This window comes from Flagellimonas aequoris, from assembly GCF_003584165.1.
GTDB classification, from domain to species: Bacteria; Bacteroidota; Bacteroidia; order Flavobacteriales; family Flavobacteriaceae; genus Flagellimonas; species Flagellimonas aequoris.
Genome location: NZ_QXFJ01000030.1, coordinates 314657 through 341451 on the forward strand (window position 1 = coordinate 314657; position 26795 = coordinate 341451).

Genomic DNA, 26795 nt, shown 5'->3' on the forward strand with positions numbered 1-26795 from the left:
TACATGGCCAGTATCAAAGAAAAGATAGCATCCCTTCGGGATGAACTTCAGGAACACAATTACAAATACTATGTTCTGGATCAACCATCCATAACCGATTACGAGTTTGATATGAAGCTCAAAGAGCTTCAAAAATTGGAAGAGGAACATCCTGAATTTTATGATCCCACTTCGCCAACGTTGCGGGTCGGGGGAATGATCACCAAGAATTTTGAGACCGTAGTCCACGAGCACCGCATGTACTCCTTGGAAAATTCCTATTCCAAGGAAGATCTGGAAGATTGGGAAAAGCGCATCCAACGCATATTGGGGGATGTACCCGTGGAATTTACCTGTGAGTTGAAATACGATGGAGCCTCCATCAGTCTTACCTATGAGGACGGAAAATTGATGCGTGCCGTTACCCGTGGTGACGGTTTCCAGGGGGATGATGTGACCACGAACATCAAGACCATACGGTCCGTTCCGTTACAATTAAAGGGTGACTATCCACCCAAATTCGATATCAGGGGAGAGATTATCTTGACCCTCGAAGGGTTTGCCAAAATGAACCAAGAGCGTATCGAGGCAGGGGAAGACCCTTACATGAACCCAAGGAACACCGCATCAGGTAGTTTAAAGCTTCAGGATAGTGCATTGGTGGCGCAACGACCTTTGGAATGTCTTTTATATAGTATTGTGGGGAACAATTTGGGTATTTCATCCCAATTTGAAATGTTGGAAAAGGCAAGGACATGGGGTTTTAAAGTGCCAACAGTTGCCAAACTCTGCAAATCCACCGAAGAGGTGATGCAGTTTGCGGATTATTGGGATTCGCATAGGCATAGCATGCCCTTCGAGACCGATGGTGTGGTGGTAAAGGTCAACAGTATACAGCAACAAGAAGAGCTTGGCTATACCGCTAAATCCCCAAGATGGGCGATGGCATATAAATTTCAGGCGGAGCAGGCTACTACCATTTTGGATAAGATTACCTATCAAGTGGGCCGTACGGGAGCCATAACACCCGTTGCCAATCTGGAACCTGTATTGTTGGCAGGGACTACAGTGAAACGGGCCTCCTTACATAATGCGGACCAAATCGCAAAACTGGATGTCCGCGAAGGGGACACGGTTTTTGTGGAAAAAGGAGGGGAGATCATCCCCAAGATCGTTGGAGTGGATTTCACGAAACGACCTGCGGATTCCAAACCCACCGAATACATCACGCATTGTCCCGAATGTGGTACCGAACTGATTCGGAAAGAGGGGGAAGCCCAGCATTTCTGCCCAAACGATACAAGTTGTCCAACGCAGATTACGGGTCGCATCCAGCATTTTATTTCAAGGAAGGCCATGGATATTGAAGGAATGGGAAGTGAAACGGTGGAGCTACTTTTTAAGGAAGGACTCATCGCCAATTATGCAGACCTGTATACCTTGACCAAGGAACAAGTGGTTCCTTTGGAACGCATGGCAGAGAAATCAGCGGAGAATTTGGTCAATGGGGTGGAGGCATCCAAAGCCATCCCATTTGAACGGGTATTGTTTGCATTGGGAATTCGATATGTGGGCGAAACGGTGGCCAAAAAACTGGCCAAGGCCTATAAAAATATCGATGCTTTAATGGCGGCATCCAAAGAAGAATTGGTCGCTGTGGACGAAATCGGAGATCGGATTGCGGAGAGTGTCATCTCTTTTTTCTCGGAACCCACTAATTTGGAGATCATCAGCAGATTAAAATCCTACGGATTGCAGTTTTCATTGTCTGAAGAACAGTTGGAAAACCAAACGGACAAACTGAAGGGACAAATCTTTGTGGTGTCTGGGGTTTTTGAGACCCTAAGTAGGGATGAGCTAAAGAAATTGATCGAGGATAATGGTGGGAAAGTGGCTTCGTCCATTTCGTCCAAGACAAGTTTTGTGGTAGCTGGTGATAATATGGGCCCGAGTAAAAAGACCAAAGCGGAGAGTTTGGGTGTGCCCATTATTTCAGAACAGGAATTTTTGAAAAAACTGGAGGCATGATACCAAAAAACTATGAGGAGTTTCAAGAATCCCTGAAAGGGCAATCACCACCTGATAATTGGTCATTGCCCCTACAGGCGTTGTGGTACGATGCCAAAGGGGATTGGGAATCCTCCCATGATATTGCACAGGATATCCATTCTCCCATGGGGAGTTGGATCCACGCTTATTTGCACAGAAAAGAAGGGGATAGGTGGAATGCCCAGTATTGGTATAATAATGCGAACAGGCCTTTTCCTGATTACAGTTCGAGTGAAGAGTTGAGGGTTTTGGTGGAGAATAATCTATAAACAGGTTAAGAGAACTACTATTCGTTGTCAATGATTTTAGTGTAGAACCATTTAACCGGGTATAAGCAAGCATTTTCGCATAAAAGCCCCTTCCTAATGAAAAGTGCTTTTAAAATTCGAATACCCAAGATGTCCCTTCATTGTTTAAAATATTCTTTTTTATAGAATTGACCCAGTGTTTTGGTCATGATCAGCACTTCTGGTTTATCCTTTCTCAGACCAATGGTCCAATCATTAAATATTTCCCAAGCCTCGTTTCTAAAAACAGGTTCGCCGTAAATTTCGGTCAATTTCTTTAGGAGTCGGTCTTCGTCGCCTTTTCCTGTTAAAATCCAGACCATGTTCAATTTGTTATCACCAAAACGCGCCTCTACCTTTCTTGGGAACCCTGCATATTCAACACCAAAACAATTTAACTGTATTTGAGCGTTGGGGTCTGACCCGTCTAATTTTTCTTCATAAACTATATCACTGTTGGTCTCAAGTAATGGACGAAGCACTTCAAGATCTGCACCCATTTGCAAGAAATCTGGAATTTGGGCAGAAGCGCTGTACTTGGGAACTGAACTATGGACGGAATTTAAATAGGGATTTTCCCATGCAAAGAGGTTAATGTGTAGGGCTTCTTCAGAAAGTATCCATACCCTATCGCTCCCAGCTTTACCCAGCATACCTTTCTTAAAGTTGACCAAATAATCCATATAAGTACCAAGTGAATCCTGCTCTGACTCCATCAATGCCTTAACGGCATTTCCCTGGGCCTCAATATTGGTCAATTTATCGTCAGAGAATGTGAAAACTGCTTTGTTGATCTTACCCGCTTTGGTTTCGATATTGGAAACAATAAGATGTGCCTCTTTCAATTTGGCCAATGGGAAGGAGGTTTCTTCTGGAGCTATAAGTTCGACAGTTTGGGAAATCTCCTCCAATTTTTCCTGAACCGTAACCAAAGGTTCATAAAATCGGATTTCATTGAATACTTGCTCAGATTGCGAAAAAGCAAGAATGGGAAGAAGGGCAAGTCCTAAAAGCAAGGATTTTTTAACGTAAGTGTACATTTTTCGATTGAAATAAAAGAAATTAATTGCTTAAAAGACAACCGAATGGAGGTTCTGTTACAGTTTGACTATACAACGATACTTACCCCGTTTGCCGCAGCCTTTTTATCCGCATCAAAATAAAAGTCGATACGGCCCAAATTAATCCCGTAGCAGCCCACCTGGTTTACGAGTACGGAATCCCCATTTTGATTGGTGCGTACATCCGGCTTATCCAAAAAGGTATGGGTGTGGCCCCCAATGATCAAGTTGGTGTGGTAGGTGCGTTGTGCCAATTGGGTATCCATGGGTCTTTCAGGATTTTCGTAATCATAACCCAAATGGGAAAGACAGATGACCAGGTCACATTGTTCGTCTTCCTTTAATTTTCGTTCCATGTCCAAAGCAATCTCATATGGATTGAGATACTGGGTCTCTTTGTATAATTTTTGGGTCACCAACCCATCGAGTTCAATACCAAGTCCATATACCCCAATCTTCACACCATCAACCATATAGGTCTTGTACGGCTTTACATAGCCGTCCATTACCGTGTTGGAAAAATCGTAATTGGCAGAGATCATTTCAAAAGTGGCATAAGGCATTTGCGCCAAAAGGCCATCTATTCCATTGTCAAAATCATGATTGCCAATGGTAGAAGCATCATATTTCAACTTGCTCATCAATTTGAATTCCAGTTCACCTCCATAAAAATTGAAGTAGGGGGTGCCCTGAAAAATATCCCCAGCATCAAAAAGGAGGGTATTCGGGTTTTCGTTTCGGATTTGCTGTACCAATGTTGCCCTTCGGGCCACGCCTCCCATGTCCGGATAACTGGAATGGTTTTTTGGAAATGGGTCAATGTGACTGTGCACATCGTTGGTATGCAAAATGGTGATATGTTTTTTGCCCAGATTGGAGCAAGAATTCAAGCTGAGTCCTCCTATGCCTATTAAGGCAGAAGCGGCTGCTGAGTTGGTGATAAAGTCCCTTCTTTTCATTTGTCCAATTGTATAAAGCGGTCATCGACCACGGCTTGTACGGTGTCCACTTTCTTAAAATAATCGATGATGGCATTGCGAAGCAGGTAATCCGTATCGGTAACGGAAACCACATCATCAAAAAAACCGATACTGGCTCCGCCCTGTACCAAATAATCGGAAGTGGCCACGTAATAATTTCGACTTTCATCAAAAGGTTTGCCCTGAATGTTCACGGATTCTAGGGACTGATCTTTGTCCGTTATGATCTGGATGCCCGAAATGGGATGCCTGCGAGAGGCCTTGGCCAGAAAATTGATCAATTTTCTTACGGCGGAACCATTGAGTTCCACCACTTCAATATAGTTTTCGAACGGCATGACCTCATACGCGTTGCGTGCCGTAACATTCCCTGCGGAAATAATGGAACGAACCCCCCCATAATTCAATACCACAAAATCCAGATCCTTTCCGGTCCTTGATTTAAAAATGGGCGCCGTTTCGGAAAAAACAATATCGGCCATTAAATTCCCCATGGAAGTATTGCGTTTTCCATCATCCAACAACAAGGATTTTGGGGCATAGGCCAATGTGCTATCCAACACTTGGTTTATCCGGTTCCGGTAGGGTTCAACAAAGCTGGAGATGGAATCGGTTTCCTCGATCGAGGCATTTATCGGCAATTGTTCCCCATGTATTTCACTGAGTTTGCCCGTATCATTTTTGCAGGCCGCCAAAAAACAAAAAGTTACAATCGTAACAAATTGTTTGAATTTTAAATCATTCACGTACGTATCTTTGTTAAGTCGTCTTGGTAGATTAATTACCTTTGTAAAAATGCACAAAAATATGTTTATAAAGGGACTCCAGGACAAATTTAAGGTTAAATCGGGGCTTAAATATTTAAAGGAGGAAATGGAAAAGCCTTCTTTGCCCTTGGCCCGAGAAAAAGGGATTACTAGTATTGGTTGTATCGTTGATGTGGATCATTTCGCCAATGCGGAGGCCTTTTATGAATTGATAGAGGAGTTTTCTTTAAGGCCGAATGCCATAAAGATTATTGGTTACAAGCGGGAGTACGACAAGAACTCCCCATATGCCATCCAAATGTTCTCCGATAGGGACCTAGGATGGAAGGGCCAGATTGAAAATGGTTATGTTCTGGAATTTTTGGGCAGGGAGTACGATATGCTCATCAATTATTACGATGAGGACAATCTGATGATGAAGCTGCTGTCCGTGAAGACCCCGGCAAGGCTAAAGGTAGGATTGGGCTCCCAAGATTCAAAAGTCAATGATTTGATCCTGAACACACCCTTGAAGGATTTTAAACTCTTCAAGAGTGAATTGAAAAAATATTTGAAGGTATTAAACGAAATATGATGGAACAATTGTTAGGTGCGGGAGTTGCTCTGGTCACCCCTTTCAAGGACGACCTTTCGGTGGATGTGGCTGCACTGGAACGCATTGTGGAGCACTGTGTTCAAGGTGGTTTGGATTATTTGGTAGTGCTGGGCACTACAGCGGAATCCGCAACTTTGTCCAAGATTGAAAAACAATTGGTAGTAGATGTAGTGGTCCGTGCCAATGCAGGCCGGTTGCCGCTCGTATTGGGTATTGGTGGTAACAACACCATGGCCCTTGTGGATGAATTGAAGACCACGGACCTAAGCGAGTTCGAAGCGGTACTTTCCGTATCTCCTTATTACAACAAGCCGACCCAAGAGGGTATCTTCCGTCACTTCAAGGCTCTGGCGGAAGCATCGCCAAAACCTATCATCTTATATAATGTGCCCTCAAGGACAGGAAGCAACATGTTAGCAGAGACAACCTTAAGGTTGGCCAAAGAGGTTCCCAATATTGTGGCCATTAAAGAGGCTTGTGGGGATATGGTCCAAATCGATAAGATCATCAAGAACAAACCGGAGCATTTTATGGTCATCTCCGGTGATGACATCACCGCTTTGCCCACCGTTTTGGCTGGCGGGGCTGGGGTCATCTCTGTTTTGGGACAAGGACTGCCCTCACAAATCTCCAAGATGATCCATTTAGGGCTTGAGGGAGATTCCGAAGATGCCTACAAGATTCATCATGGCCTGTCGCCGATCATGAATCTTATTTTTGAGGAAGGTAACCCTGCGGGAATCAAAAGTGTTTTTGAAAATTTGGGGTTGGCCGGTTCGTCAGTGCGCTTACCTTTGGTAGAAGCGAGCGTTCCATTGAAGAACAAAATCGGTTCATTCTTGAAGTCTTTGGATACCGCACATGTTTAAAATTCGTTAAAAGTTGCCCAAAACCTTGTGGGAACCACATTTTGCCCGTTACATTTGGGAGCGGTAAATTCTTTTTTTAAATCCGTTCATTATCACTAATTTTGCAAAATGTTTTTGAAAATGAGGTCAATACTTCTTCTTTGCTTCGCAGCCATTCTTCTAACATCCTGTAGTGAGTACCAAAAGGTACTCAAGAACACCGATGTTGGGCCCAAGTACGATATGGCCGAGAAGTTGTACAATGAAGGCGATTATAAAAGGGCCGTTCGTTTGTTCGAACAGATTGCGCCAAAATATGTGGGCAAGCCCCAAGGTGAGCGGGTGATGTTCTTCTTTGCCGATTCGTATTTCAAGACAGAGGACTACTATCTATCTGGCTATCAGTTTGAACGTTTTGTAAAATCCTACCCAAGGAGCGACAAAATCCAAGAAGCTACTTTTTTGGGAGCGAAGAGCTATTACATGCTTTCCCCTCGTTATTCTTTAGATCAAACGGATACGGATAAGGCTCTGGCCAAACTGCAGACTTTCATCAACAATTACCCGGAATCAGAGTATTTTGATGAGGCCAATACCATGGCCAAGGAATTGACCACAAAGAAGGAGAAAAAACAGTTGGAGATTGCCAAACAGTACAACAAAATTGGAGCTTGGGACCTACCAAGATTGATTTCAGCAATCAAGGCCTTCGACAATTTCGTGTCGGACAATCCCGGTTCCATCTATAGGGAAGAAGCCTTGTATTACCGCATTGAAGCGGCGGCCAACCTGGCCTTTTACAGTACCTTCGATAAAAAGCAGGAACGTTTGCAAGATGCGATGGGTTCCTACAACAATTTGATGAAATATTTTCCCGAGTCAAAGTTTAAGGATGATGCCGATAAACTTGCCGAGAAAATTCAAGATGAATTGAGCGCATACACCATTTCCAAATAAAAGTTTTTAAACAGTTGCATATGCAAGATTTGAAAAATACAAAAGCCCCGGTTTCCACAGTTACCTTGAACAGGAACGAATTTGATGCCAAGACGGGGAACATCTACGAAGCCATCTCCATTACGGCCAAACGTGCCATTCAGATCAATTCCGAGATCAAGAAGGAATTGTTGGAGAAATTGGAGGAGTTCGCTACCTATAGCGACAGTTTGGAAGAAGTTTTTGAGAACAAGGAACAGATTGAGGTTTCCAAGTTCTACGAAAAATTGCCAAAACCACACGCCTTGGCTGTACAAGAGTGGTTGGAAGACAAAATCTATTACAGAAACACAGAGAAAGACGCCTAAGAGATGCTTGGCGGTAAAAAAATCCTTTTGGGTATTTCCGGGGGAATTGCCGCGTACAAGACCACGTTTCTTGTAAGGTTATTGATAAAAGCTGGCGCTCAGGTCAAAGTAGTGATGACCCAGAGCGCCAGCTCTTTTGTATCTCCCCTAACGTTGTCCACCCTCTCCAAAAATCCCGTTTTGTTGGATTTTGTAAACGAGGAGGACGGCTCCCTTTCATGGAACAATCATGTGGAGTTAGGTCTGTGGGCCGATATCATGTTGGTTGCTCCCGCTACGGCCAATACCTTATCTAAAATGGCAAATGGGGTATGCGACAATCTATTACTCGCTACCTATCTATCCGCTAAATGCCCGGTCTACTTTGCTCCGGCCATGGATTTGGACATGTACAAGCATCCATCCACAAAAAACTCCATAACCAAACTGGAATCCTATGGCAATGTGATGATTCCTGCTGAATCAGGGGAACTCGCCAGTGGTTTGCATGGGGAAGGGCGTATGGCCGAACCCGAAAATATTATCAAGTTTATTGAAAAACATCTAGCTGAAGGACTTCCCTTGAGCGGAAAAAAGGTGCTCATCACGGCAGGACCAACCCACGAAGCCATTGATCCCGTTCGTTTTTTGGGAAACAAATCCACGGGTGCCATGGGCTTTGAATTGGCTAAAAAAGCCGCCAATCTGGGTGCTCAGGTAATTTTGGTTTCGGGACCTACACATTTGTCCATTGAGCATTCTGGAATAACGTTGGTTCGGGTTACATCTGCCCGAGAAATGTACGAAGCCTGTCATAAGGTATATCCGGATATGGACGTTGCCATTTGTGCAGCAGCTGTGGCAGATTATCGACCCAAGCATGTGGCCAGTGAAAAAATCAAGAAGAAGGAAGGGAATATGCATTTAGAACTGGAACGCAATCCTGACATCCTTTTGTCCTTGGGAGAAAGCAAAAAACACCAGTTTTTGGTGGGATTTGCCTTGGAGACCCAAAACGAGTTGGAAAACGCCAAAGACAAGCTCCAACGGAAACATTTGGATGCCATTGTACTCAATTCACTGAAAGATGATGGGGCAGGTTTTGGGGGTACTACCAATAAAATCACCTTCATTGATAAGAATTTGGAGATTAAAACGTTTGGTTTGAAGACGAAGCCCGAAGTGGCCTCGGATATTTGGGACGAAATCATCTCCAGAATCCATGCGTAACGTACTGATTTTCATTTTTTTTCTTGCCATTGCACCGGTGGTTCCCGCCCAGGAACTGAATTGCACTATTACCGTGAACTCTGATCAGGTAGGTCAGACCAACCAGCAGATTTTCAGGACTTTGGAACGTTCTTTAAATGACTTTGTCAATAAGAACAAGTGGACCAATCGCGTCTATCGGGAGAATGAAAAGGTGAATGCGCGGATGTTCATTACTGTGACCCAGTATGAATCGGACCGGTTTGAGGCCAACATCCAAATACAGTCCACACGTCCTGTTTTCAACACCACTTACGAAAGTCCTGTTTTCAATTATAAGGACGACGCCTTCAATTTTCAATACCAAGAGTTTCAACCTTTGGTATACAACCCAAATTCATTCGACTCCAACTTGGTTGCAGTGGTTTCCTATTATGTGTATGTAATCTTGGGGTTGGATGCGGATACGTTTTCTCTGGAAGGCGGCAATGATTTTTACCGGACGGCCCAAAGTATCGTTACCCAAGCCCAAAGTTCCAACTACAGTGGTTGGAGCCAAGAGACTGGGACGCGTAGCCGATTTGAACTGATTGATAACCTCTTGAGCAATTCGTTTCGGGAATATCGTGTGGCTATGTATAACTATCATCGAAAAGGGTTGGATTTACTGGCTGACAACAATAGCACAGGCAAACAGATCATTGCAGGGAGTCTCCGTTTGTTCGAGACCTTGATCAAGCGTAGGCCCAATGCCTTCTTGATCCAGACTTTTTTCGATGCCAAATCCGAGGAAATACAGAATATCTTCTCCGATGGTCCAAAGATAGACATCGTCAAACTCAAGGAAACCCTGAACAAGGTGGCCCCATTTTATTCCACAACGTGGAATGAGATAAATTACTAGTGCATTTCTACAAAAGAGATTTATCTTTACGGTAAAATCTTCAGAATTGCTGGCAAATCTTTCCATTCAAAATTATGCACTGATTGATGATGTGAGCGTTGCATTCACCAACGGTTTTACTACTATTACAGGTGAAACTGGAGCGGGGAAATCCATCCTTTTAGGTGGTCTTTCCTTGGTTTTGGGGAAGCGCGCCGATCTTTCATCCCTCAAAAATGAGGAGCAAAAATGCGTGATCGAGGCGGAATTCGACATTTCAAAATATCAGCTACAGCAATTCTTTAGCGATAACGACCTGGACTATGAGGATAAGACCATTCTGCGCAGGGAAATCCTGCCCAGTGGCAAATCCAGGGCTTTTGTGAACGATTCCCCAGTAACTTTGGATGTGTTGAAGGAATTGGGGGAGCAGTTAGTGGATGTGCATTCGCAACACCAGACCCTTAGGCTTACGGAAAACGATTTTCAGATGAAGGTGGTGGATGCCTTGGCCAATAATGCTGAAAACCTTGAAGCGTATCAGCAGCAGTTATCCCAATTACGGAAAGCCTCCAAAGAACTTCAGGAGTTGGAGACTTTTCAGTCCAACGCAGATAAAGAACATGATTACAACAGTTTTTTATTGGAGGAATTGGAAGCTGCCAAGTTGAAGGAAGGCATGCAGGAAGCATTGGAGGCAGAGTATGAACAGTTGAGCAATGTGGAGCAGATTATGGAGCAATTGTCCGCTGGGTATCAATTGATGAATGATGAACAATTGGGGCTTTTGGGGAGATTGACGGACTTAAAACGTGCTTTTCAAAGTCTTTCGGAATATGGTCCTGCATACAAGACTTTGAGTGATCGGATTCAATCGGTACTCATTGAAATGGACGATGTAGCCTCTGAGATTGAGCAGATGAAGGATTCTGTTGAAGCGAATCCGGAACGCTTGGAAGTGGTAAACGGTCAACTGCAACAATTGTATGACCTTCAGAAAAAACATCATACTGACTCTGTTGCGGATTTGATAACCATACGAGAGGAACTTGCGGTCAAGGTTGAGGCCGTGGCCAACATCGAGTCCAAAATCCAACAAAAGAAAAAAGAGGTCTTACAAATGACCGCCAAGGTCGATGCCGGTGCCGGAAAAATTCATCAAGCCCGTAAAGCGGTCATTCCAAAACTGAAGGGAATGCTGGAAGAAAATCTAGCTACATTGGGGATGCCTTCAGCTAGTTTTAAGATTGAAGTAAATCTATCCAACTCCTTCAAAACCAATGGAAAGGATGATTTACTATTTCTATTTGCCGCCAACAAAGGTTCCAACTATGGGGAACTCAAAAAAGTGGCATCAGGAGGGGAGTTGTCGCGTATTATGTTGATTATCAAATCCATATTGGCACAATACGAAAACTTGCCCACTATGATGTTCGATGAGATCGATACCGGGGTTTCTGGTGAGATATCGAACCGAATGGGGGAAATCATGCAGCAAATGAGCAGTACCATGCAAGTGTTTTCCATTACGCATTTGCCCCAAGTGGCCTCCAAAGGACAATACCAATACAAGGTTTACAAGGAAGAAAGTGCTTCAGGAACCAGCACCCACATCAAACAACTCAGTTCAGAGGAGCGTATAAGGGAATTAGCGGAGATGCTGGGCGGTAAATCCCTTTCCGAATCGGCTTTGGCCCACGCCCGTGAGCTTTTGCAGTAAATAGTGATTCTTTAAGGAAACTTGTTATTTCGAAATGAAACGCATGGCGTTGATGGAGAAATCTATTGTGTTTAGGATTCTTCGCTACGCTCAGAATGACCCATAGTAAAGTAAAAATGGGATTGAGCCAATTGAAGAGGTCTTGGTCGCTATATGAGTCCCTTCGAGCAATTTGTGCAATTCGTGTCGGTAAGTAGGAAAGCAATCCTTCGCTGCGCTCAGAATGACCCGACTGCAGACCAGGTCAATATCTTCTGAATCTATACTGCTAGGGATGATTAACATTCGAAATAGTTTAAATATCTTTGTCCTGCAATCAACAATTGATAGAAAATATGGCATACAATCTCTTAAAAGGTAAAAAAGGAATCATTTTTGGGGCTTTGGATGAAAATTCCATTGCATGGAAAACGGCAGAACGCGTTCATGAGGAAGGTGGTACGTTTGTACTGACCAATGCTCCGATAGCCATGCGTATGGGCCAGATCAAAGATTTGGCAAGTAAGACCAATTCCGAAATCATTCCCGCCGATGCCACCAGCGAAGAAGATTTGAAGAACCTTGTGGAGCAATCCATGGAGATTTTGGGTGGTAAGTTGGACTTTGTCCTTCATTCCATTGGAATGTCCGTAAACGTGAGAAAGGGTAGGGCCTACACCGATGAGAATTACGATTTTACTGCAAAAGGCTGGGATGTGTCCGCACTTTCCTTCCATAAAGTGATGCAGACGCTTTATAAATCTGATGCCATGAGCGAATGGGGCAGTATTGTAGCCCTTACTTATATGGCCGCACAAAGGACCTTTCCTGATTACAATGATATGGCCGATAACAAGGCGTATTTGGAGTCTGTGGCCAGGAGTTTTGGGTATTTCTTTGGAAAGGAGAAAAAAGTACGGGTGAACACCATTTCCCAATCCCCGACCCCAACCACTGCGGGGCAAGGAGTAAAGGGATTTGATGGTTTCATCAACTATGCCGAAAAAATGTCTCCTTTGGGCAACGCCACGGCTGATGACTGTGCCAATTACACGGTTTCACTTTTCTCGGACCTGACCAAAAAAGTGACCATGCAGAACCTGTTCCATGATGGAGGGTTCTCCAACACTGGGGTGAGCCAAGAGGTAATCGATGAATTTTCAAAGTAAACAATAAAGATAGTCTGGGAAGCCATCCTTTTTAGGGATGGCTTTTCTATTTCATATGGATGTATTTTTTTCCATAGTGGTTCCGGTGTACAACAGGCCCGAAGAGGTTCGGGAATTGTTGCAAAGTCTTACACAACAGGATTTTGAAAAGGATTTTGAGGTGGTGATCGTGGAGGATGGCTCTTCGGAGAGCTCTGAGGACATAGTGGAGACCTTTAAAGGAGGACTGCAGATATCCTATTATTTCAAGGAGAATTCCGGCCCCGGTGACTCTAGGAACTTTGGAATGCAAAAGGCCAAGGGAAATTATTTTATCATTTTGGATTCTGACTGCATCTTACCAAAACAATACCTTTCTGAAGTTGATAAAGAACTGAAAGCGAAATTTATGCATTGTTTTGGAGGTCCTGATGCGGCGGATGCTTCCTTCACTTTGGTACAGAAGGCCATCAACTATGTGATGACATCCTTTTTCACTACAGGTGGGATACGTGGTGGGAAAAAATCTGTGGGCAAGTTCCAACCCCGGAGCTTCAATATGGGGATTTCCAAGGAAGCTTTTCAAAAAGCGGGTGGTTTTGGAAGAATCCACCCAGGGGAAGACCCTGACCTTACCTTTCGCATTTGGAAGGCCGGTTTCGAGACCAGATTGTTCCCAAAGGCCTATGTGTACCACAAACGACGGATAGATTGGAACAAGTTTTACATCCAAGTGAACAAATTTGGGATGGTACGCCCCATCTTGAACAAATGGCATCCGGGCACCGCAAGGTTGACCTATTGGTTCCCGACACTCTTTATGATCGGTTTGGTGGTCGCCTTGATCATGTCCATTTTCGGATTTGTAATCCCAATTGTTCTGTACGGGATATATTTTATGGTACTGTTTTTGGACGCTTTACTTCGAGAAGGAAATATAAAAGTGGCGTTATGGGCACTTTATGCGACTATCATCCAATTCACGGGATATGGAATTGGTTTTTTCAAGTCCACAATGTTGCTTAATTTTAGTAACAAGGATCCAGAAGAGCTGTTTCCCAAACTGTTTTTCAAGAAAAGGTAAAAGTGTTCAAAAAAGTATTGCAAGGTCTCAACCAAAAGAAGGTGAAAATATTTTCACTCTTCTTGTTGTGCTCTTTTTCCGCTTGGTTCATCAGCAATCTTTCCGAAACCTACGAGTCAAGGTCCGATTTTGTGCTGAACTACAGGAATTTACCTGACACTTTATTATTGGGCAAGAACTCTGACGATAACTTGGAAGTGAAGCTGAGGACTAGTGGTTTTCAATTTTTGTACTACAATTTTTTCAAAAAACGGATAGACATCAATGTGTCCCAAGCCAGCTATCAGAATGGAAGGTATGTGCTATCGGAAGACAATTTAAGAAAGCAGATAGACCAGCAATTGTCCCAAAACATTTCATTGTTGGACGTGGACAAAAACCAATTGGTATTGGACCTCTATCAAGTAGCAAGCAAGAAAATACCGATTGTGCCGAATATGGACCTGCAATTGGAACAGAACTACATTTTGGACGGAAAGGTGATTATGGTTCCGGACTCGGTGACGGTGAAGGGGCCCGGTAGTGAAATAGACACCATCAAGGAAATCATGACAGCTCCTATTCGCTTGGTCAACGTTTCGGATAGCTTTGAAAGGGAGGCATCGCTAGTTTTTCCAAAAGGGCTGGAAAATAGCGTGTTTTCCGATGCCAGGGTATCGGTTTCAGGAAAGGTGGCCAAGTTTTCAGAAAAGGTATTCGACGTCCCCGTACAGGTTCTCAATATTCCGGACGGATATCAAGTGAAGACCTTCCCAAGTTCCGTAACGGTACTCTGCAAGGCCAGTATCGACCGTCTAAAGAATATTTCGGCTTCCGATTTTAATGTTGAGGCCGATTATGGAAAATCGAAAGGCTCTAACAACACTCTTTTTCTGGTCATTTCAAAACGTCCTGAAAATGTGTACGATGTAAGGCTGCAGGAAAACAGTGTGAACTTTGTTTTGGAACAGCAATGATGATCGTGGGGCTCACAGGAGGTATTGGCAGTGGAAAAAGCACGGTGGCCAAAATGTTCAGGAAACTCGGGGTGCCCGTGTATGATTCCGATCACGAGGCCAAGGTGTTGATGGTGACTTCTCCGAAGGTCAGAGATGGTCTTATTCAGCTTTTTGGAGAAGAGATTTATGACGATGAAGGGAATTTGAACCGAAAGTTTATTGCCGATAAAGTTTTCAAGGATGCTGCATTGCTACAAAAGCTGAATGCCATTGTGCATCCTGCGGTAAGGGAACATTTTTTGGAATGGGCAGCTGGTCAATCCACTCCATACGTGATCCAGGAGACAGCACTGATCTTTGAAAACAATGCCCAGGACAAGTATGATAAAACCATCTTGGTGACTGCCCCGATGGAGGCGCGTGCCCATCGTGTAATGGCAAGGGATGGTGTGGATAGGGAAGCGGTTTTGGACCGCATGCGAAATCAAATGACAGATGATGAAAAGGCTGGTTTGGCCCATTTTCGTATAGAGAACATCGATTTGAAAACTACCAGGAACAAGGTTAAACAACTTCACGCCAAACTGTTGGCCCTTGCCGCTAAATTTTAACATTTTTGTTAAGGTTAGGTTAAACGGTAAAAGGCCTAAATGTTAAATTTTTAATTTTGACGCAATGAACAAGAAGCTATTCGTTCTTCTAGTCATTCTCATGAGCTTATCCCTGATCGGGATAATTTTCGTTCAGGTTTATTGGATCAGGACATCCATAAACGACAAAGAAGAACAATTTTCAAGGACGGTCACGGACATATTGGACAAAGTGGCTAATAGGGTGGAGATGATGGAGATGAAGGAGCTATCCGACCGTATTGCTTCTCAGGTGGATACGCTTGGTGAGCCCTCAAGCACACAGTTCAGAAAATTTCTGTTTGTAGATCGGGATTTGAACTCCGATGAGATTCTTTTTTATTCCCACGGAATACTTGAGGAAGACTACAACATAACATCTACGTTCTTTGATAACACAGACGGGGAAGATACCACTACGCTCAAAAATTATACGAGTAAGCGTACCAAGGCCATTTACAAAGAAGAAACCGGTCTCGATGGAAAGAGCTATGGACTTACACCATTGCAACGTTACGAGAAAATTGGTAACCTGAACAGTGTGGAGCGGGCCGCTATGGAAGATGTGCTCAGGGAATATGCCAAGACCACTCCGATCCATAAACGGGTCTCCAAACAAGAATTGGAACTGCTCTTGAGCCAGGAACTCCAGAACAGGAACATTGATATTGACTATGAGTATGGGGTGTATAGCCAAGGCTATCCCACTAAGATCAGGTCCAACAAGTTCAAGTTCACAGGGACTAAAATGTATAGGGCCCCAATTTTTAAAGACAGCGAGGGACAGAGCAATTTTTCATTGTTGTTGACCTTCCCGACCATGAAAAAGTACATTTTCAGGTCGATCATGGGTATGGCCTTTTTGTCCTTGATGTTCATTTTGATCATTATGCTGGCCTATTCCAGTGCCATTTATCAGTTGATAAGGCAGAAGCAGATTTCCGAGATCAAATCGGATTTTATCAACAACATGACACACGAATTCAAGACTCCCATTGCCACAATAAACCTGGCGGTAGAGGCCATCCGTAATCCAAAGTCCATTGAAGATAAGGAAAAAGTATTGCGGTATCTGGGAATGATTCGGGACGAGAATAAACGTATGCATGCCCAGGTAGAAAATGTTTTAAGGATATCGAAACTGGAGAAAAACCAGTTGGATATCAGTAAAGATAGGGTGGATATCCACGATATAATAGGTGATGCCATTGCCCACGTGGAGTTGATCGTGCAGGACAGGGGAGGCTATGTGAATGCCCATTTAGATGCCGAAAGGTCCGACGTATTGGCCAACGACATGCACATGACCAATGTGGTGGTGAATATTTTGGACAATGCCATAAAATATTCACCCGAACCCCCGAAAATAGATGTATTCACCGAAGTGGTGAAAAACAACATCATTATAAAGATTCAGGATCAAGGAGCCGGCATGAGTAAGGCGGTACTGAAAAAAGTGTTCGAAAAATTTTACCGGGAACATACCGGAGACGTTCATAATGTAAAAGGCCACGGATTGGGATTGGCCTACGTAAAACGAATTATTGATGATCATCAAGGAGAGGTTTATGCGGAAAGCGAAAAAGGTAAAGGAAGTACCTTCTTCATAAAGCTCCCTTTAATTTAAAAACAAACTATGGAAACAGAAAGAAAGAAGATACTACTGGTGGAGGACGACCCCAATTTTGGGATTGTGCTCAAGGACTATTTGGCCATGAACGATTTTGATGTGGTTTTGGCCAAAAACGGAATGGAAGGATTTGAAAAGTTCAAAAAGGACAACTTCGATGTCTGTATCTTGGATGTCATGATGCCTTATAAGGATGGGTTTACCCTTGCAAAGGAAATCCGCGAGAAGAACGAGAACGTTCCGATTATTTTCCTTACCGCCAAGACTATGAAAGAAGATGTTTTGAAAGGATATAAGGCAGGAGCCGATGATTACCTCAACAAACCTTTTGATTCCGAAGTGTTGTTGATGAAATTGAAGGCCATCCTACAAAGAAAGGCAACCGGTTCCTTGGCCGATAGCAAGCAGTTTGAGTTCCAAATAGGTCATTTCCATTTGAACTCCAAGCTACGCTTCCTTAAGTTCAATGACGAGGAACCTATAAAACTTTCTCCAAAAGAGAATGAACTATTGCGTTTGTTGGCGTTGCACGAAAATGATTTGATGCCAAGGGAATTGGCACTGACCAAAATCTGGAGAGATGATAACTACTTCACTTCCAGAAGTATGGATGTGTATATTGCCAAATTGAGAAAGTATTTGAAAAGAGACGATTCCGTGGAAATCCTGAACATTCACGGGGAAGGATTCAGATTGGTGGTCAAGGCAGAAAACCAATGATCATATCATGAATCATAAAAGTAAAAAAGCCACCTTTAGGTGGCTTTTTTATGTTCTTCAGTGAAATAATTCCGTTAGGCACGGCCGTTATTTAGTTGTTTTAGGACCTCTTTCACAATCTTTGCAGGTTTATCCTCTACGGAAACTTTGATTTCCTTGGTGGGGGGCTCCAAGGCATCGAACTGGGATTGCAATAAGTTGGGTGGCATAAAATGCCCCTTTCTTTGCTGTAATCTCGATAGGATCAAATCAAAGGACCCTTCCAAATAAACAAAGGCCATGCAGTTGCCCATACCGGCGCGCAAAAGGCTTCTATAATTCTTTTTGAGGGCCGAGCAAGCAATGATGGCACCAGTATGTCGGTGCTCCAAGGCGAGTTGGTTCAGTTTAATGAGCCATCCCCTTCGGTCTTCATCGTCCAAAGGTTGGCCGGAACTCATTTTTTTAATGTTCTCCTTGGGATGGAAATTATCTCCATCAAAAAAGGGACGTCCCAATTCCTTGGCAAGTAATTTTCCTATTTCGGTTTTACCGCAACCGCTCACCCCCATGACCACCAAAACATTCTTACCGTTGGGCATGGTCCATGGATTTAAGTCGGTTGTTGATCAGTTCAATCATTTTATCAGGTTCAAGATTATAGGGTATCCACAAAATGCTTTCATTCTTCCGCAACCAGGTCAGTTGGCGTTTTGCAAACCGTCTGGTATTCTTTTTGATTTCAGAAATGGCATGTTCCAGTGGACAATGGCCGTCAAGATATTCAAAAAGTTCTTTGTAGCCAACCGTTTGCAATGCATTCAGATGTTTGTGGGCATGTAATTTTTTGGCTTCTTCCAATAGACCGTATTCCATCATCAGGTCCACACGGTCATTTATTCGGGAATAAATCACCTCTCGAGGGGCATCCAAGCCAATGTAAAGAGTCTTGAACGATCTTTTGGGCTTCTGTTGGTCAAGAAACGAGGAATAAGGTTTCTTGGCCGCAATGGAGACCTCAAGCGCCCTGATGAGGCGATGGGAATTTTCCAGATCTACAATTTTGTAGTATTCAGGATCATGGATTTTAAGTTCGTTTTGAAGGGATTCCAGTCCCTCTTCCTCTAGACGTTGGTTGAGGTTCTCGCGAATCATCGGGTCAACCTCGGGGAATTCATCCAAACCGGAGACCACGGCATCCACATATAGCCCACTGCCCCCAACCATAACGGCAATGTCATGGTTTTTAAAAAGTTCTTCCAAAAATGAAATAGCTTCTTTTTCGAAATCGCCAACGGAGTAGGGGTCGAATATGCTTTTGTGTTGAATAAAATGATGGGGAACGGCCTGAAGTTCTTCTTTTGATGGCACAGCGGTCCCGATTTCCATTTCCTTGAAGAACTGGCGCGAATCCGCGGAGATGATTTCCGTTTTATAATGTTGGGCCAGCAAAATACCCAAAGCGGTTTTTCCAATGGCTGTGGGCCCAACAACCGTTAATAAGACTTTTGAGCTCATAGTGGGTGTCCGCAATTATAACAGTGGGTGGCATCATCCCTATGGCCTTCCGCGGAACAATTGGGGCAGGCTTGGGTGTTCACATGCACCATATGTCCTTCATCGTCCTTTACTCCATCTTTCTTGCTCCTAGTAAATTCCGCAGTGACAATACCGGTCGGTACCGCAATAATACCATAACCCAATATCATGATCACGGTAGCCAGGAACTGCCCTAAATTACTTTGTGGGGCTATGTCCCCATAACCAACCGTAGTGAGGGTAACAATGGTCCAATAGATGCTTCGGGGTATACTGGTAAATCCAGCTTCATCCCCCTCCACAATATACATAAGGGTCCCAAGGATTACGGAAAGGATGAGGACAACATAAATGAAAACCACGATCTTGGTCCTGCTCGCTTTTAAGGCGGCCTGCAGTTGCGAGGCCTCCCCGATAAACTTCACCAATTTCAATATCCTGAAAATCCGTAGTAACCGGAAAGCCCGAACGGCCAATAAAACCTGTGATCCCGCCAAAATGTAGGACAGGTAGAGTGGGATAGTGGAAAGAAAATCAATGATTCCATAAAAACTCAGCGCGTATTTCCATGGTTTTTTGATGCTGATCAGGCGGGCAATGTATTCTAGGGAAAATAAAATGGTAATAATCCACTCTAGGGTAAATAAGGTGGCGTGGTGTTTTTCATCAAATCCTTTGATGCTTTCCAGCATCACTAGTATCACACTAAAAATGATCAGTACAAAAAGAAAGATATCAAAAAGCTTTCCCGCAGGAGTGTCCGCTTCATAGATCACCTCATGAAGTTTGCTTTTCCATTTGGGCTGTGCTTTGTACTCTTTCAAGTTTGTGTGGTTAGAGGAATAGTTTTTAGTCTATTGTTTTTTCTTAGATAGGATTCTATGATGAATGTGGTATTGTCATCGCTCGGCATCGGTGTCATGATGGATTCCAAGATATGAATATTATTGATTTGGTGGTTGAGTTCCACATATCCAAACCCTTGAAGTTTACCGCTTTTGATCAGAATGAAACTTCGTTCCCCAGTGACCCTGCCTCGATCCAAAAGAGCTATATCTTTGCCTTGAATGCTGTACTTTTCATAAGCGGTGAGTACTTTGTCATTGCAATCGGCCACATTGGTTTCCGCATCGTCCTGTTGCATGCAAATAGCATCCAGATCCAGGGAGCAGGGGCACAGTTCGAATTCCGTCTGGATCTTACCCAGAAAACTCCGGGCAGCAGTGATTCCATTAAAAGCAATGGCTTTATTTTTGATCATTCTGCTGCTCTCCACCTCCAAAATGATGTGCTCCGTACCGTTCTGGCTAAAGTCCACAGTGTGCGAGAATAATTTCTTTTTGGTGACTTGGTTGTATTTGGGATTATTTTTCTTTTGTTCTAGGTAAGCCTTCAATATGGCTATCAATTCGCTCCCAGTGGGTTCATAAGAAACCTTTTTGGTCTCTTTTTGAAGCTTTCGTGCCAACTTGCCAATATTGGTAAAATGTTGGTTCACACGACTTTTGATGTCCTTGGTCTTACCCAGGAAAATGATGTCCCCGTCCTTGTCGTGCATGTAATAGACACCAGTTTCGGATGGAAGTTTGAACACCATGTCCAATTGATTGGGTGATAGTTCGCCATGGGTCTCTTCCCGTATGACCTCGGTCATGATTTTTTTATCCGTGTCTTTGTTCAGCAACAATTTGAACAATTTCAATGTGGCCAAGGCATCCCCGTTGGCGCGATGTCTATCGCTCATGGGAATTCCCAAAGATCGGGCCAGCTTGCCCAAACTGTGCGACTCCGCATCAGGGATCAATTGCTTGGAAAGATCAACAGTGCAAAGTGTCTTACGTTGATAATTATACCCCAATCGTCTGAATTCGGTCCTGAGAATCCTATAGTCGAACTGGGCGTTGTGTGCTACAATAACGGTCCCTTCAGTGATTTCCACAATACGTTTGGCTACTTCGTGGAACTTGGGGGCGGAGCGCAACATTTTATTGTTGATACCGGTTAGTTTGGATACAAAAGGCTGGATTTCCCGCTCAGGATTGATCAAGCAGATAAATTGATCCACTACCTGATGACCATCAAAACGGTGGATGGCAATTTCCATAATGCCTTCTTCATTGTATTTTCCTCCCGTGCTTTCAATATCCAGTATGGCGTACATGAAAATCCTTGAATGTTTTACGAATAGTTCCTAGATCCAAATATACTACTTCCAATGCGCACCATAGTACTGCCTTCTTCAGTGGCGATGTTGTAATCCCCGCTCATCCCCATGGAAAGTATAGAAATGCTTGGCAGTTTTTGTTTCAAATTTTCAAAAATGGATTTGAGATGCGCAAACTCCTTTCGGATTTGGTCCTCGTCCGTAGTGAAAGTGGCCATGCCCATCAATCCCATAACTTTGATGTTTTCCATTTTCTTGAATTCCTCGGAACTTATCAGTTCGTTCAATTCTGGTTCGTCCAACCCAAATTTGGTGTCCTCCTCGGCAATATGCATTTGCAGCAGACAGGGAATCACGCGCCTATGTTTTTTTGCCTGCTTATCAATTTCCGTCAATAATTTTAGACTGTCCACACCATGAATCAGCGATACAAATTCGGCCATGTATTTCACTTTGTTGCGCTGCAAGTGTCCGATCATGTGCCATTCGATGTCCTTGGGCAGAACTTCCCATTTCTCCACCATTTCTTGGACCTTGTTCTCCCCAAACACCCGTTGGCCAGCTTCGTAAGCTTCCAAAAGGGCCTCCTTCGGCTTGGTTTTGGAAACGGCGACCAAGGTTACATGTTCAGGAATAGTCGATTTAATGTGCTGTAAGTTGTCCTTGATTGACATGTTGTGGTTTTGAATGTTGTTGAGCTTCAAAAATCAAAGTTCGTAAATTGTGAGACCACTACGAAGTTTTGGCTCAATATAGGTGCTTTTGGGCGGCATGGTCAACCCTGCATCCGCAATGGCCTTGATCTCGTCCACTGTTGTGGGGGACAAACTGAACCCGACAACAAATTCACCCCTGTCTATCCGATCTTTCATTTGGACGAGGTTGTGTTTTCCATAACCATAGGCAATCCGCTTGTCGTTTCGAAGGTCGGTAATGTTCAAAATAGGCTCCAATATGGTCTTGTACAGGATTTGGGTGTCCAATTGACTCAAAGCATCGGTAAAGGCGTAGTTGGTCATCCGAAGATGAAGTAAATAAAACTCACCTTCCAGGTACATGCTGAATTCGTGCTTTTTGGAAGGTTTGTAAAGCCCATCTTCCCGTTTCTCTATCCTGAAATGCCCGTCCAACTTAATCAGGAACTCTTCTTTGGTTAAACCGTTCAAATCCTTCACCATCCGGTTGAATTCGTAAATTTTGATTTGCGACTCAGGAATCAAATATGCCATGAAATAATTGTAAGGCTCGGTTCCAGTATGTTCAGGATTTTCATTTTGAAGTTGTTGTGCCAACAAATGGCTTGAAGCACTTCTGTGGTGCCCATCAGCAATATAAAGGGCATCCAACCCATTAAAAGCATTTTGGAGTTTTTCAATCCCTTCGGGGTAAGAAATTTTCCAGAGTTTGTGGTTGACCTTGTCCGTGGTGGTAAAATCGTACTCGGGTTCCCGTTGGATTTTTTTCTGAAAGATTTCATCCACGACGGGGTTGTCCGGATAGGTCATCAAAACGGGCTCCGCATTAAATCCTACGGAATAGAGATAATCCGCGAACAATTCTTCTCGATGGTGGATGGTATCCTCATGCTTTTTGATGATATTGTTCCGATAATCCTCCACGCTACAGGCACAGAAAAAACCAAGACTTTTAAAGTCACCTTTTTCAATCTGGTAAAGGTAAAAACTCGCTTCCTTATCCTTCAGGAAGACATTTTCCTCCAAAAATTCAAGATAACGGTTCCGGACCAAGTGAAAACGCTCTCTTCCCGTGATATGCTTTTCAAATTTAAATCCGGGATTGATGATATGAAGGAACGAAAACGGATTGAATTGCAGCACTGCCTGCAATTCTTCCGGACCGTATTCCTCATATGATCGGGATGCCACAAAAAAGGCCTTGTCCTTGGTAGGGCGGATGGCCTTGAAGGGTTTTACTATGGCCATGAAATTTTCATTTGGTTTAGATGATTATCCAACAATTTATTGCTGTTATTTTTTAACATATAAGAATCTCATGTCATTTCGAACAAAGTGAGAAATCTCATTTCAATTTATTCGGCTTGAGATTCCTCGTCGCATTGCTCTGTCGGAATGACGGCTAAACTTAATATGGAAGTTTTTAAATGCAAGAGATTTAAATTGTTAGATGTTTAAATAAACTGGGTCGAAACCTTTTCCGCTTTCTTGGATTCGGAATAATCGTAAAACCCTTCCCCGGATTTCACACCCAATTTACCGGCCATCACCATGTTCACCAGCAAGGGGCAAGGGGCATATTTAGGATTTTTGAAACCATCGTACATGACGTTCAATATGGAAAGGCAAACATCCAAACCAATAAAATCGGCCAATTGTAACGGTCCCATGGGGTGGGCCATGCCAAGCTTCATTACGGTGTCTATTTCGGTCACGCCGGCCACTCTGTTGTAAAGGGTTTCAATGGCTTCGTTGATCATCGGCATCAAGATGCGATTGGCCACAAAACCAGGGTAATCATTTACCTCGGTTGGGGTTTTGCCCAATTTTTCGGAAAGTTCCATAATGGTTTTGGTCACCTCGTCCGAAGTGCTGTAACCGCGTATGATTTCCACCAATTTCATGATGGGCACAGGGTTCATGAAGTGCATACCGATGACCTTGTCCGGCCGTTGAGTCACAGAAGCGATCTGCGTGATCGAAATGGAGGAAGTGTTACTGGCCAAAATGGTCTGTGGCTTACACATTTCATCCAAATCTTTGAATATTTTGAGTTTGATATCCAGATTTTCGGTGGCGGCCTCTACCACAAGGTCCGCTTCCGAAACACCATCCATAATGTGGGTAAAGGTTGAAATATTAGCTAAAGTGGTCGCTTTGTCTTTTTCACTGATGGATTCCTTGGCCACCATGCGATCCAGATTATTGGCAATGGTTGCCAATCCTCTGTCTAAGGAAGCCTGAGAAATATCGATAAGATTTATACTGAAGTCATTTTGCGCAAAAACGTGGGCGATACCGTTGCCCATGGTCCCTGCACCTATTACCGCTATTTTTTTCATGGAAATGTTATTATGTTTTGATCGTCCAAGACTAAGACTGAACTGACAGTATGTTACTGATTAAAGGATTCGATGATCTGTAGGGCGACCCGCAACGCATTGGTTCCTTGTTCCAAGGTAACAACTGGGGTAGTATCGTTGTTGATGGCATCGGCAAAGGTTTCAAGCTCATCCAGAATGGCATTGTTCACATCAATTTCAGGATTTTCGAAGTAGATCTGCTTTTTCACACCTTCCGCATTTTGAAGGATCATGTCAAAATCCCCTGGTTTTTCGGGAGCATCCTTCATTTTTACCACTTCTACTTTTTTCTCCAAAAAGTCAACGGAAATATAGGCGTCCTTTTGAAAGAAACGCGATTTGCGCATGTTTTTCAAGGAAATACGGCTTGAGGTAAGATTGGCCACGCAGCCGTTCTCGAACTCGATTCTGGCATTGGCAATATCAGGGGAGTTGCTGATTACGGATACCCCACTGGCATTGATCTGCTTTACTTCGGATGGAACAACGCTAAGGATCACATCTATATCGTGGATCATAAGGTCGAGCACCACGGGAACATCTGTCCCTCTGGGGTTGAATTCCGCCAAGCGGTGGGTTTCGATGAACATAGGGTTCTCAATCTTGTCCTTTACCGCCAAAAATGCCGGATTGAAACGTTCCACATGACCAACCTGTCCCTTTACTCCGTGTTTTCGGGAAAGATCCAAAAGTTCCTGGGCTTCTTCCAACGTATTGGTTATGGGCTTTTCTATAAAGAGGTGTTTTCCTTTCTGAATGGACTTTTTGGCACATTCGTAATGGGAAAGGGTAGGGGTCACAATATCGACCACGTCCACGGCGTCAATCAAGGTGTTGATGTTTTCAAAATAGGTATATCCGAATTCGGCCGCCACCTTTTTTGCATTGATCTCATCAGGATCGTAGAACCCCACGAGCTCATATTTTCCTGATTGGTTTAAGAGTCTAAGGTGAATTTTTCCTAAATGTCCTGCACCCAGAACACCAACTTTAAGCATAGTATCCAATTTTGTCAAAAATACGGATATGATGGCACTTTGCCTCAAAAATTAGAAAGTAACTAAAGGTATTTTTTGGAGAACTTGTTAAATTCGTAGACCAGACCAACGAACATGAAGGATACGCTCAAGCATAGGGGAATGCGCAATAAATTGGCCGAAATTGTTGAGGCCAAGGGGATAACCGACAAGAAGGTTTTAGAGGCCATAAAAACCATTCCAAGACATTTGTTCTTGGACAGTGGTTTTGAGGACCATGCCTACCAGGACAAGGCCTTCCCCATTGGTGCAGATCAAACCATTTCCCAGCCTTATACCGTGGCTTTCCAGACAGAGCTCCTTCAAGTAAAACCTAACGACAAAATTCTCGAAATTGGAACCGGAAGCGGTTATCAAACGGCAGTTTTACTCCATTTGAAGGCTAGGGTATACACCATTGAAAGACAACAGGAACTTTTCAAAAAAACCAAACTGTTTTTTACCAAAATGGGCTATCGACCTAAAAAAATGATATTTGGGGATGGCTATAAAGGATTGCCCGAAGATGCCCCGTTCGATGGGATTATTGTAACGGCGGGCGCTCCTGAGGTGCCAAAAGCCTTGATGTCCCAACTAAAGGTTGGAGGTAGATTGGTGATTCCCGTTGGGGAGGACGAACAGGTGATGACCTTGTTCGTACGTAAATCCGAAAAGGAATTTGAAAAGCGGGAATTGGGGGCCTTTAGGTTCGTTCCGTTATTGGAGGACAAAAACTAGTTGTTGAAACTTTTTTTCACGCGGTCCAGATTGCGTTTGGTATCGCGATCTTTAATGGTGTCCCTTTTGTCGTACAGTTTTTTACCCTTTGCCAGACCGATGTTCACCTTGGCCAAACCCCTATCGTTGATGAAAAGGTTCAAAGGGATGATCGTAAGTCCTGAAGTGGTCACCTCTTTACGAAGTTTTTTCAACTCCCTTTTGTTGAGCAACAATTTGCGTTCGGCTTTGGGTTTGTGGTTGTAGTAACTTCCGTGGCTGTATTCATCTACCTGCATGTTCACCACAAAAAGTTCTCCCTTATCGTTAAATTCGCAAAAACTTTGGGATAGGTTGGCCTTGCCCAAGCGAATCGATTTGATTTCCGTTCCACCCAACACGATGCCAGCCGTGTAGGTGTCGAGGATTTCGTAATCAAACCGGGCCCTTTTGTTTTTTATGTTGATATTTTGCTGCATCGTGTGCAAAAGTATAAACTCTTAGTCAAGAAAATTGTAATGTTATGCTAGATT

At 43.6% G+C, this 26795-nt stretch carries 28 protein-coding genes; 16 read left to right on the top strand and 12 right to left on the bottom strand.

From position 1 onward, the window contains the following. Positions 1–3 precede the first annotated feature (3 nt). Both ligA and D2U88_RS14835 read left to right on the top strand, forming a co-directional pair. Positions 4–2007: an NAD-dependent DNA ligase LigA gene (gene ligA, locus D2U88_RS14830; RefSeq protein WP_119641326.1), complete on the top strand. Its 2004-nt coding sequence runs from the start codon at positions 4–6 to the stop codon at positions 2005–2007. Then, complete coding sequence (locus D2U88_RS14835) at positions 2004–2297, top strand: hypothetical protein (protein ID WP_119641327.1); 294 nt, start codon at positions 2004–2006, stop codon at positions 2295–2297. The genes ligA and D2U88_RS14835 overlap by 4 nt, the downstream gene beginning before the upstream one ends. A gap of 137 nt (positions 2298–2434) precedes the next feature. Here D2U88_RS14835 and D2U88_RS14840 read toward each other — a convergent pair whose 3' ends face one another. The 3 genes from D2U88_RS14840 to D2U88_RS14850 form a co-directional block, all read right to left on the bottom strand. Beyond that, complete coding sequence (locus D2U88_RS14840) at positions 2435–3355, bottom strand: hypothetical protein (RefSeq protein WP_119641328.1); 921 nt, start codon at positions 3353–3355, stop codon at positions 2435–2437. A gap of 68 nt (positions 3356–3423) precedes the next feature. Continuing rightward, positions 3424–4335 (bottom strand): metallophosphatase, encoded by a 912-nt coding sequence (locus D2U88_RS14845; protein WP_119641329.1) that lies wholly within the window; start codon positions 4333–4335, stop codon positions 3424–3426. Next, complete coding sequence (locus D2U88_RS14850) at positions 4332–5051, bottom strand: 5'-nucleotidase C-terminal domain-containing protein (protein ID WP_235855798.1); 720 nt, start codon at positions 5049–5051, stop codon at positions 4332–4334. The genes D2U88_RS14845 and D2U88_RS14850 overlap by 4 nt, the downstream gene beginning before the upstream one ends. 112 nt (positions 5052–5163) lie before the next feature. Between D2U88_RS14850 and D2U88_RS14855 the strand changes: the two genes are divergently transcribed. The 13 genes from D2U88_RS14855 (at position 5164) to D2U88_RS14915 (ending at position 17789) form a co-directional block, all read left to right on the top strand. Further along, complete coding sequence (locus D2U88_RS14855; protein WP_119641835.1) at positions 5164–5697, top strand: DUF6913 domain-containing protein; 534 nt, start codon at positions 5164–5166, stop codon at positions 5695–5697. Next, complete coding sequence (gene dapA / locus D2U88_RS14860; RefSeq protein WP_119641836.1) at positions 5697–6587, top strand: 4-hydroxy-tetrahydrodipicolinate synthase; 891 nt, start codon at positions 5697–5699, stop codon at positions 6585–6587. The genes D2U88_RS14855 and dapA overlap by 1 nt, the downstream gene beginning before the upstream one ends. A 108-nt stretch (positions 6588–6695) precedes the next feature. Continuing rightward, positions 6696–7523: an outer membrane protein assembly factor BamD gene (locus D2U88_RS14865; RefSeq protein WP_119641330.1), complete on the top strand. Its 828-nt coding sequence runs from the start codon at positions 6696–6698 to the stop codon at positions 7521–7523. Positions 7524–7543: 20 nt separating this feature from the next. Further along, positions 7544–7870: a DNA-directed RNA polymerase subunit omega gene (locus D2U88_RS14870; protein ID WP_119641331.1), complete on the top strand. Its 327-nt coding sequence runs from the start codon at positions 7544–7546 to the stop codon at positions 7868–7870. Between the two features lie 3 nt (positions 7871–7873). Beyond that, entirely contained in the window at positions 7874–9079 is a 1206-nt protein-coding gene (gene coaBC / locus D2U88_RS14875; RefSeq protein WP_119641332.1) for a bifunctional phosphopantothenoylcysteine decarboxylase/phosphopantothenate--cysteine ligase CoaBC, read from the top strand. Next, positions 9072–9962, top strand: coding sequence for a type IX secretion system protein PorD (gene porD / locus D2U88_RS14880; protein ID WP_119641333.1), 891 nt, complete (start codon positions 9072–9074; stop codon positions 9960–9962). The genes coaBC and porD overlap by 8 nt, the downstream gene beginning before the upstream one ends. A gap of 46 nt (positions 9963–10008) precedes the next feature. Beyond that, on the top strand, positions 10009–11661 hold the full coding sequence (recN, locus tag D2U88_RS14885; RefSeq protein ID WP_119641334.1) for a DNA repair protein RecN: 1653 nt from the start codon (positions 10009–10011) through the stop codon (positions 11659–11661). Between the two features lie 335 nt (positions 11662–11996). Further along, positions 11997–12809, top strand: a complete 813-nt coding sequence (locus D2U88_RS14890; RefSeq protein WP_119641335.1) for an enoyl-ACP reductase FabI — start codon at positions 11997–11999, stop codon at positions 12807–12809. A 55-nt stretch (positions 12810–12864) separates the two neighbouring features. After that, a complete protein-coding gene (locus D2U88_RS14895; RefSeq protein WP_119641336.1) occupies positions 12865–13872 on the top strand; it encodes a glycosyltransferase family 2 protein in 1008 nt (335 codons plus the stop codon). Positions 13873–13913: 41 nt separating this feature from the next. Further along, positions 13914–14828: a CdaR family protein gene (locus D2U88_RS14900; protein WP_187265374.1), complete on the top strand. Its 915-nt coding sequence runs from the start codon at positions 13914–13916 to the stop codon at positions 14826–14828. Further along, positions 14828–15421 (top strand): dephospho-CoA kinase, encoded by a 594-nt coding sequence (coaE, locus tag D2U88_RS14905; protein ID WP_313786733.1) that lies wholly within the window; start codon positions 14828–14830, stop codon positions 15419–15421. Before D2U88_RS14900 ends, coaE begins: the two co-directional genes overlap by 1 nt. Positions 15422–15485: 64 nt before the next feature. Continuing rightward, positions 15486–17066: a sensor histidine kinase gene (locus tag D2U88_RS14910; protein ID WP_119641339.1), complete on the top strand. Its 1581-nt coding sequence runs from the start codon at positions 15486–15488 to the stop codon at positions 17064–17066. 9 nt (positions 17067–17075) lie between these two features. Then, positions 17076–17789, top strand: a complete 714-nt coding sequence (locus D2U88_RS14915) for a response regulator transcription factor (RefSeq protein ID WP_119641340.1) — start codon at positions 17076–17078, stop codon at positions 17787–17789. Positions 17790–17863: 74 nt separating this feature from the next. On the opposite strand, the gene D2U88_RS14920 is transcribed toward D2U88_RS14915, so the two are convergent. From D2U88_RS14920 to D2U88_RS14955, 8 genes are all read right to left on the bottom strand, one after another. Continuing rightward, the gene (locus D2U88_RS14920) at positions 17864–18370 is read right to left on the bottom strand and encodes a gluconokinase (protein WP_119641341.1); all 507 of its coding nucleotides are present in this window, start codon (positions 18368–18370) and stop codon (positions 17864–17866) included. Further along, entirely contained in the window at positions 18357–19286 is a 930-nt protein-coding gene (miaA, locus tag D2U88_RS14925; protein WP_119641342.1) for a tRNA (adenosine(37)-N6)-dimethylallyltransferase MiaA, read from the bottom strand. The genes D2U88_RS14920 and miaA overlap by 14 nt, the downstream gene beginning before the upstream one ends. Beyond that, positions 19283–20131, bottom strand: coding sequence for an ion transporter (locus D2U88_RS14930; RefSeq protein WP_119641343.1), 849 nt, complete (start codon positions 20129–20131; stop codon positions 19283–19285). Before D2U88_RS14930 ends, miaA begins: the two co-directional genes overlap by 4 nt. After that, on the bottom strand, positions 20128–21468 hold the full coding sequence (locus tag D2U88_RS14935; RefSeq protein WP_119641344.1) for an exonuclease domain-containing protein: 1341 nt from the start codon (positions 21466–21468) through the stop codon (positions 20128–20130). The genes D2U88_RS14930 and D2U88_RS14935 overlap by 4 nt, the downstream gene beginning before the upstream one ends. 17 nt (positions 21469–21485) lie before the next feature. Further along, positions 21486–22145 carry a YggS family pyridoxal phosphate-dependent enzyme gene (locus D2U88_RS14940; protein ID WP_119641837.1) on the bottom strand — a complete coding sequence of 220 codons (660 nt, stop codon included), beginning with the start codon at positions 22143–22145 and terminating at the stop codon, positions 21486–21488. A 33-nt stretch (positions 22146–22178) separates the two neighbouring features. After that, positions 22179–23414 (bottom strand): DUF1015 domain-containing protein, encoded by a 1236-nt coding sequence (locus D2U88_RS14945; protein WP_119641345.1) that lies wholly within the window; start codon positions 23412–23414, stop codon positions 22179–22181. A 206-nt stretch (positions 23415–23620) separates the two neighbouring features. Beyond that, positions 23621–24508 carry a 3-hydroxyacyl-CoA dehydrogenase family protein gene (locus tag D2U88_RS14950; protein ID WP_119641346.1) on the bottom strand — a complete coding sequence of 296 codons (888 nt, stop codon included), beginning with the start codon at positions 24506–24508 and terminating at the stop codon, positions 23621–23623. A gap of 53 nt (positions 24509–24561) precedes the next feature. After that, positions 24562–25527 carry a Gfo/Idh/MocA family protein gene (locus tag D2U88_RS14955; protein WP_119641838.1) on the bottom strand — a complete coding sequence of 322 codons (966 nt, stop codon included), beginning with the start codon at positions 25525–25527 and terminating at the stop codon, positions 24562–24564. A 114-nt stretch (positions 25528–25641) separates the two neighbouring features. Here D2U88_RS14955 and D2U88_RS14960 point away from each other — a divergent pair, with 114 nt between their 5' ends. Next, positions 25642–26283, top strand: coding sequence for a protein-L-isoaspartate(D-aspartate) O-methyltransferase (locus D2U88_RS14960; protein WP_119641347.1), 642 nt, complete (start codon positions 25642–25644; stop codon positions 26281–26283). On the opposite strand, the gene smpB is transcribed toward D2U88_RS14960, so the two are convergent. Beyond that, positions 26280–26741: an SsrA-binding protein SmpB gene (gene smpB, locus D2U88_RS14965; protein WP_119641348.1), complete on the bottom strand. Its 462-nt coding sequence runs from the start codon at positions 26739–26741 to the stop codon at positions 26280–26282. The genes D2U88_RS14960 and smpB overlap by 4 nt on opposite strands. Positions 26742–26795 lie beyond the last annotated feature (54 nt).